The 7,103-nt window shown below is 70.1% G+C and carries 7 protein-coding genes and 2 pseudogenes; 5 read left to right on the forward strand and 4 right to left on the reverse strand.

The features are described 5' to 3' along the window. Positions 1-319 precede the first annotated feature (319 nt). Together EFK10_RS48830 and EFK10_RS24420 are read left to right on the forward strand one after the other, a co-directional pair. Positions 320-622, forward strand: a complete 303-nt coding sequence (locus EFK10_RS48830) for a hypothetical protein (RefSeq protein WP_206305572.1) — start codon at positions 320-322, stop codon at positions 620-622. Between the two features lie 132 nt (positions 623-754). Continuing rightward, positions 755-1,027, forward strand: a pseudogene (locus EFK10_RS24420) (cholesterol oxidase); the annotation flags it as partial. Positions 1,028-1,070: 43 nt separating this feature from the next. Here EFK10_RS24420 and EFK10_RS50815 read toward each other — a convergent pair. Beyond that, a complete protein-coding gene (locus EFK10_RS50815; protein WP_240677437.1) occupies positions 1,071-2,126 on the reverse strand; it encodes an LAETG motif-containing sortase-dependent surface protein in 1,056 nt (351 codons plus the stop codon). Positions 2,127-2,571: 445 nt separating this feature from the next. Continuing rightward, positions 2,572-2,874, reverse strand: a complete 303-nt coding sequence (locus tag EFK10_RS24430; RefSeq protein WP_265737556.1) for a chorismate mutase — start codon at positions 2,872-2,874, stop codon at positions 2,572-2,574. 232 nt (positions 2,875-3,106) lie between these two features. Between EFK10_RS24430 and guaA the strand changes: the two genes are divergently transcribed. The 3 genes from guaA to EFK10_RS24445 all read left to right on the forward strand — a co-directional run bounded on the left by guaA (position 3,107) and on the right by EFK10_RS24445 (position 6,260). Next, the gene (gene guaA / locus EFK10_RS24435; RefSeq protein ID WP_206305573.1) at positions 3,107-4,702 is read left to right on the forward strand and encodes a glutamine-hydrolyzing GMP synthase; all 1,596 of its coding nucleotides are present in this window, start codon (positions 3,107-3,109) and stop codon (positions 4,700-4,702) included. A 109-nt stretch (positions 4,703-4,811) separates the two neighbouring features. Continuing rightward, positions 4,812-5,612, forward strand: a complete 801-nt coding sequence (locus EFK10_RS24440) for a class II aldolase/adducin family protein (RefSeq protein WP_240677438.1) — start codon at positions 4,812-4,814, stop codon at positions 5,610-5,612. Positions 5,613-5,723: 111 nt separating this feature from the next. Beyond that, on the forward strand, positions 5,724-6,260 hold the full coding sequence (locus EFK10_RS24445; RefSeq protein ID WP_407647129.1) for a DoxX family protein: 537 nt from the start codon (positions 5,724-5,726) through the stop codon (positions 6,258-6,260). On the opposite strand, the gene EFK10_RS24450 is transcribed toward EFK10_RS24445, so the two are convergent. Continuing rightward, positions 6,204-6,452 (reverse strand): hypothetical protein, encoded by a 249-nt coding sequence (locus EFK10_RS24450; protein WP_240677439.1) that lies wholly within the window; start codon positions 6,450-6,452, stop codon positions 6,204-6,206. The genes EFK10_RS24445 and EFK10_RS24450 overlap by 57 nt on opposite strands. Further along, positions 6,449-7,103: pseudogene (locus EFK10_RS24455) on the reverse strand (LiaF domain-containing protein); the annotation flags it as partial. The gene EFK10_RS24450 and the pseudogene EFK10_RS24455, both read right to left, overlap by 4 nt.

Genomic DNA, 7,103 nt, shown 5'->3' on the forward strand with positions numbered 1-7,103 from the left:
CAGGCGCCGGTAGCCCACCTCGTTCAGCAGGTCCACGGTGGCCCGAAGCACGGCGAGTTGGGACTCCCGGCTGCGCCGCCTCGAAGGAAGCGCGGCAAGATCCGGGCCGCCCTCCCGGTCGGCCAGGCGGGGGTCCTGGTCTGCGAACGGCCGTCCAGGAGTCGTCATAATATGCACCCTTTTATAGGGATTTACATATTTTACTTTGACTTAATCCAATTTTAATCGTAGTTTTGGTGATACGAGGCGTCTAGTTCCATGAAGACGCATTGAGAAACCCCGCACTTCGACCCCCGGGAAGAGGGGGAACATCATGCACATGTCAAAGATCAGGCGACTGGCCGCCGCTGTTTGCGTGGCGCCTATCGTCGCCATCGGTGCCTCGGCTGGCGTTGCCAGCGCGGCCACCACCCACGCGTCGTCCAGCGTGGTGACTACGGCCCCCGACAAGGCGGGCTGGGGCGGCGGCTGGGGTTGGGGCCACGGCGGCGGCTGGGGCCACCACCATGGCGGCTGGGGTTGGGGCCACGGCGGCGGCTGGGGCCACGGCGGCGGCTGGGGCCACCACCATGGCGGCTGGGGCTGGGGCCACGGCGGCGGCTGGGGCTGGGGCGGTCGCTAGTAGTCAGAGCACAGCGCAAGCCACCACCAGCACGCAGCAGTTTCCCGCTGTTTGGTCCGGGTGCCCGAGAGAATTTCGGGCACCCGGACCCCTCTCCATCAGCTCCTACGGCGACCAACCGTGAGGCGCCGCCACCGGCTGTACGGCCACTCGGGCATCCAGGTCGTCGACGGCGCCGCCGTCTCGGCCAACCTGGGCGTGAATCCGTCGCTGACCATCACCGCCCAGGCCGAGCGCGCGATGTCCCTGTGGCCCAACAAGGGCGAGGCGGATACCCGACCCGCCCAAGATGAGCCCTACCTGCGGCTGGTGGCGGTCGAGCCGCACCACCCGGCGGTCCCCAAGGACGCGTTCGGCGCGCTGCGGCTGCCGCTGCTGCCGGTGCCGAAGGTCCCGCCGAACTAGAGGCGCGCCCGGGCGCCCGGTGTTCGGGCGCCCGGGTGTCGGCTCAGGCTGCGGTGCCGGCCTTGCGGCGGCGTACGACGAACATGGCGCCGCCGCCGACGGCCACGGCCGCGCCGCCCGCGAGGGCGATCACCGGCAGGGCGGAGGACGAGCCGGTGTCGGCCAGGCTGCCGATCTGGGTGTCGCCGGCCGGCTTGGTGTGCGTCTTGCCGCCGGTCTGCGGCTCGGCGTTGCCGGGGTTACCCGGGTCCGAACCGGCGGCGAGGATGTCGAACTGGTAGTAGCTGTCGCCGCCGGAGTAGACGCACTCGCCCTTGTCGTTGGCGTAGATGCCGATGCTGATGGCGAAGCCGATGCCGGCCGGGGCGGACTTGTCGACGCTCAGGCGGAGGTTGAGCGAGAGGGACTCGTGCGGCTTGACGTCGGTGTAGCCGACGTAGCCCGCGCCCTGGTCGTTCTCGTCGAGGGAGATGTCCTGCCACTTGCCGCTTTCCGGGTCCTGCCACTGCAGGGTCAGGTGGCCGGTGGTGTCGTTGTAGTCCTTGTTGTCGATGGAGGCGGCGAAGACGCCGAGGTCGACGCGCTTGTAGGCACTGTCCGAGGAGTTGTCGACGTCGAGCGTGAAGCCGTGCCAGCCGCTGCCGGCCACGACCTTCGAGGGCAGCCCGGTGAGCGAGGTGGTGAGGTTGTCGTCCTGGATGATGTCCTGGCCGGAGCCGTCGCAGTTCGTGCCGTTGGTCGGCTCGACGGAAGGCGACGCGGAGTCGGAGGCCGAAACGGAGGCCGACGCCGAGGGCGAGGCGGAGTCGCTCGCGGATGCCGAAGCGGAGGCGGAATCCGACGCGGAAGCGGAGGCGGACGACGAGGCCGACTCGGAGGCGGACTCGGAGGCGGACTCGGAGGCGGACTCGGAGGCGGACTCGGAGGCGGACTCGGTGGCGGACTCGGTGGCGGCGGCAGACGCGGAGTCGCTTGCGGCCGCTGTGGTGGCGGCGGGCGTGGTCTCGTCCGCGTACGCGGCGGCGGAGGCGCCGATCAGCGCGGCGGGGATGATGGCGGCGGTCGCGGCGGCGGCCGCGATGGCTCTGTGAAGCTTCATGCAAGGGAGACTCGCGTCGAGGGCGCGTAGTTGTACGAGCAAAACCGAAGATGCGAATCCGTGATCTATTCGATTCGCCCGATCGGGTGTTGAATGTCCGCACTCGTCCCGCGGATGAGTAATCTGTGTCTCGCAGAGCGGCCGGTCCCGAGCGTCCCCGGAACCGACCGCCTCTTTGAGTCGTGACCGGGCTGCTGTCCCCTGCTGTCCGGTCACATACACCGGAGCGAGGTCCCACGACGTGCCCCGCTTGTTCCACTCGGCGGGGGCACGCCTCTCGCTCCGATGGCATGCCGCCCAGCTGCGTCTGAGCGGTGTCCACGCGTGGTTGTCCGACGTCTTCTGTCCCTGGCCAAGGTGACCGTCCCTGGCTGGGACGGACACCGGTTCAACGAAGCCGCCCGGACGCGGTCACGTGCCGTACGGGTGACTCCCCCCGAACGGGTCAGACCCGGCCCCTGCACAGCTCCAGCAGCGTCATCGCCAGAGCCGTGCCCGGCTTGCCGAGGGCGTCGCTGTAGTGGGTCAGCACCTCCATCTCGCGGGTGAGGTGCACCCGGCGGCCGCCGGACTCGATCCGGGTCCGCTGGATCTCGGCCGAGACGCCCATCCGTTCCTGCACGAGGGCGATGATCTCTCCGTCGAGCGCGTCGATGCGCTCCCGGGCGGTGCCGATCAGGTCGGTGGCGGTGGCCTGCGTGGTGGTCATGGTCCGTGTCTCCTCGGGGTCGCGCGCCCGGGGCCGGATCGGTCCGAGAAGCACGAAGCGCCCCGGGCCGAGTGGCCCGGGGCGCCTGGTGAAGTCTGGGGTTCTGCTCTCAGACAGCACGACCATGGCAGCCGGACCAGCCGGTGCCATAGGTAAACGCGAAGTGCGTGGTCGAGAACATGGGGTGAGTATGCCACGCGGGCCGGTGGTGGTGCGAGGCCCGGTAGACTCGGGTTCCAGCCCCCTCGTACGAACCGCCGGAAGGCACGCCGTGGCATCAGCGACCCCAGCCGCCCCCGACAACGTGAACCCGGACGTTGTTCTCGTCGTCGACTTCGGAGCGCAGTACGCCCAGCTCATCGCGCGCCGTGTGCGTGAGGCGCGGGTCTACAGCGAGATCGTGCCCAGCACGATGCCGGTGGCGGAGATCCTCGCCAAGAACCCCAGCGCGATCATCCTTTCCGGCGGCCCCTCCTCGGTCTACGCCGAGGGCGCCCCGACGCTCGACCGCGCGATCTTCGAGGCCGGGGTCCCGGTCTTCGGCATGTGCTACGGCTTCCAGCTCATGGCCACCACCCTGGGCGGCACCGTCGACAACACCGGCGCCCGCGAGTACGGCCGCACCCCGCTGGCCGTCTCCAAGCCCGGCTCCACGCTCTTCGAGGGCACCCCGGACCGGCAGTCCGTCTGGATGTCGCACGGCGACGCCTGCTCCGCCGCCCCGGCCGGCTTCACGGTGACCGCCTCGACCGACGTCGTCCCCGTCGCCGCCTTCGAGGACGACGAGCGCAAGCTGTACGGCGTCCAGTACCACCCGGAGGTCATGCACTCCGAGTACGGGCAGCAGGTCCTGGAGCACTTCCTCTACCGGGGCGCCGGCCTGGCCCCGACCTGGACCACGACCAACGTCGTCGACGAGCAGGTCGCCGCCATCCGCGCCCAGGTCGGGAACAAGCGCGCCATCTGCGGCCTGTCCGGCGGCGTCGACTCGGCGGTGGCGGCCGCGCTGGTCCAGAAGGCCATCGGCGACCGCCTCACCTGCGTCTATGTCGACCACGGGCTGATGCGCAAGGACGAGTCCGAGCAGGTCGAGAAGGACTTCGTCGCCGCGACCGGCGTCCAGCTCAAGGTCGTCGACGCGGAGGAGCGTTTCCTGTCCGCGTTGGCCGGGGTCTCCGACCCCGAGGAGAAGCGGAAGATCATCGGCCGCGAGTTCATCCGGGTCTTCGAGCAGGCGCAGGCCGAGATCGTCGCCGAGGCCGCGGGCGGCGAAGAGGTCGCCTTCCTGGTGCAGGGCACCCTCTACCCGGACGTCGTCGAGTCCGGCGGCGGCACCGGCACCGCCAACATCAAGTCGCACCACAATGTCGGCGGCCTTCCCGACGACCTCGAGTTCGAACTGGTCGAGCCGCTGCGCAAACTCTTCAAGGACGAGGTCCGCATGGTCGGGCAGGAGCTCGGCCTGCCCGAGGAGATCGTCCAGCGTCAGCCCTTCCCCGGCCCCGGCCTCGGTATCCGTATCGTCGGCGAGGTCACCAAGGAGCGGCTGGACCTACTCCGCGACGCGGACGCCATCGCCCGCGAAGAGCTCACCCTGGCCGGCCTCGACCGCGACATCTGGCAGTGCCCCGTCGTGCTGCTCGCCGACGTCCGCTCGGTGGGCGTCCAGGGCGACGGCCGTACGTACGGCCACCCGATCGTCCTGCGCCCGGTCTCGTCCGAGGACGCCATGACGGCCGACTGGTCCCGGCTGCCGTACGAGGTGCTGGCGAAGATCTCCACCCGGATCACCAACGAGGTCAAGGATGTGAACCGCGTCGTGCTCGACGTGACGAGCAAGCCGCCGGGCACCATCGAGTGGGAGTGACCTCCCTCCGCCTCCACGACAGTGCCGCCGCTCGACTTGTCCGAGCGGCGGCACTTTCTCATGGGTCCGGGCCTGGCCATCTGCCGTACCTCGGGGTAACTTCCGCGCCATGACCGACACCTCGCCGATGCCGCCGCAGCCCATACCCACGGAGCGTCTGCACTTCGCGCTGCCGCCGACCTTCGCGGACGTCGCCGAGGAGCGCCGCCACCGCCAGGAGCGGCTGGCCGCCGCGCTGCGCCTGTTCGGACTGTTCGGGTACGACGAAGGGGTGTCGGGCCACATCACCGCCCGCGACCCGGAGTTCGCGGACCATTTCTGGGTCAACCCCTTCGGCGTGCCGTTCGCCCATGTCCGGGTCAGTGACCTGGTGCTGGCCAACAGCGCGGGGCAGGTCGTCGAGGGCGGCCATCACGTCAACCAGGCCGCCTTCGCGATCCACGCGCAGGTGCACAGCGCCCGGCCGGAGGTGATCGCCGTGGCCCACTGTCATTCCACGCACGGCCGGACGTTCTCGACGCTGGGGGAACTGCTGGAGCCGATCACCCAGGACGTGTGCGCCTTCTACGAGGATCACGCCCTGTTCGACGAGTACACCGGCGTGATCGTTGACGAGGAGGAAGCCCGCCGTATCGCCGAGGCTGTGAGCCCGCACAAGGCGCTCATCCTGCGGAATCACGGACTGCTGACGGTCGGGGACTCGGTCGACGCCGCAGCGTGGTGGTTCATCACCATGGAGCGCGCCTGCGGGACGCAGCTCGCGGCCAAGGCGGCCGGTAAGCCGGTGGCGATCGACCATGACAATGCGGTGCGGACCCGGGACCAGATCGGGAACGACCTGGTGGCCTGGATCAACTACCAGCCGATGTACGAGCGGACTGTGCGGGCGGAAACCGGCATATTCGACTGACGAAGTGGTGAACTGGGCCGGGTTCGCGCACGTATGCACAACTAAGGCTGCCGAACAGAGAAGAATCGTTTTGGCGGGCGGCGGAGCAGAGCGCGAGAGAGGCGGAAGGCCATGAGTCTGACCGGCATGTCGGGCACGGGACGGGCGGGTGCGAGAGGCGCGGAGCGCAGCCAGGGCCCCTGGCGGGATGCCGCGAGGCGGTATTCGCTGCTGCCGTTGCGGATCTTCCTGGGTGTGACCTTCGTGTACGCGGGCCTCGACAAGATCACCAGCAACACGTTCTTCACCGACTCCGCACCCGGGTCGCTGGTCGGGACGCTGAACGGGGTCCGTGGCAGCGCCGCGATCCCGGCCATGATCGACCTCGCGCTGAAGAATCCGCATGCCTTCGGCTACGCCATCGCCCTGGGCGAGATCTCGGTCGGCATCGGCACGCTGCTCGGCCTGTTCGCCAGGCTCGCGGCCCTCGGCGGGGCGCTGATCTCCCTGAGCCTGTGGCTGACGGTGAGCTGGGCGACGCAGCCGTACTACTACGGCAACGACCTCATCTACCTGATGGCCTGGCTCCCGCTGGTCCTCGCCGGCGCCCCGCTACTGTCCGTCGACGCCGCCATCGCCCGGGCCCGCGCCCGGCGCCGGAGGTACTGAGCGCCGCCCCCGTACGGCCCTGCTGACCAGGGCGCCGATCGCGGCCAGCGCCAGCCCGCCGGCCGCGAGCGGCACGGACCGCTGCCCGGTGATGCGCCAGGCGCCGGAGGCGTCGAGGAGGAAGGCCGCCGCCAGGGCGAGCAGGACCAGGCCCGTGAGCAGGGCCGCCAGGTCGAAACCGTGCCGCCTCAACGGAGCACCCTCACCTGTCCGAGGCCGAGCTTGACCTCGAGCTGCATCGTGCCGGCGGACTTGAGCCCGTCGACGGGACCGAGCGAGACCGTACGGTCCTGCCCGGGGTGCACGTTGACCTTCTTGCCCGTATCGCCGGGCAGTTGGACGTCGCCGACCCCGACCTTGACGTGCAGGTTCACGGTGACGTCCTTCGGCACGGTGACATTGATCTGGCCCGCGCCGAGCTCGATCCTGGTCTTCACCGTCTTCCCGCCCGGCTCGACCGCGCTCAGGTCGAGATCGGCCCGGCCCGAGCCCAGTTCGTACGAGGGCAGTACCGCCGCCGCGCTGGTGGGCGCCCACGACCGCTCCGCCCAGTGGGTGCCGATGGACTTGGGCAGCGCCGCCGAGGCCACCAGCAGCCCCGTCACCACCACCGCCCAGAAGACGGTCCCGCCGCCCAGCCGCCCCCACCACGTACTGACGACGAAGCCCAGGCCGAGGACGGCCAGCGCTGCCGCGAAGCCGATCTCCAGGCTCGTACCGAGCGGACGGGAGTCCCAGGCGGCCGCCGTGCCGGTCGCGGCGGCCGCCACCGCGAGCAGGAACAGCGTCCCGCCGAACATCGGCCCCTCGCGGCGCCGGGCCGCCCGGCGCCGCTCGCGCCAG

The organism is Streptomyces soli, from assembly GCF_003999195.1.
Taxonomy (GTDB): Bacteria; Actinomycetota; Actinomycetes; order Streptomycetales; family Streptomycetaceae; genus Actinacidiphila; species Actinacidiphila soli.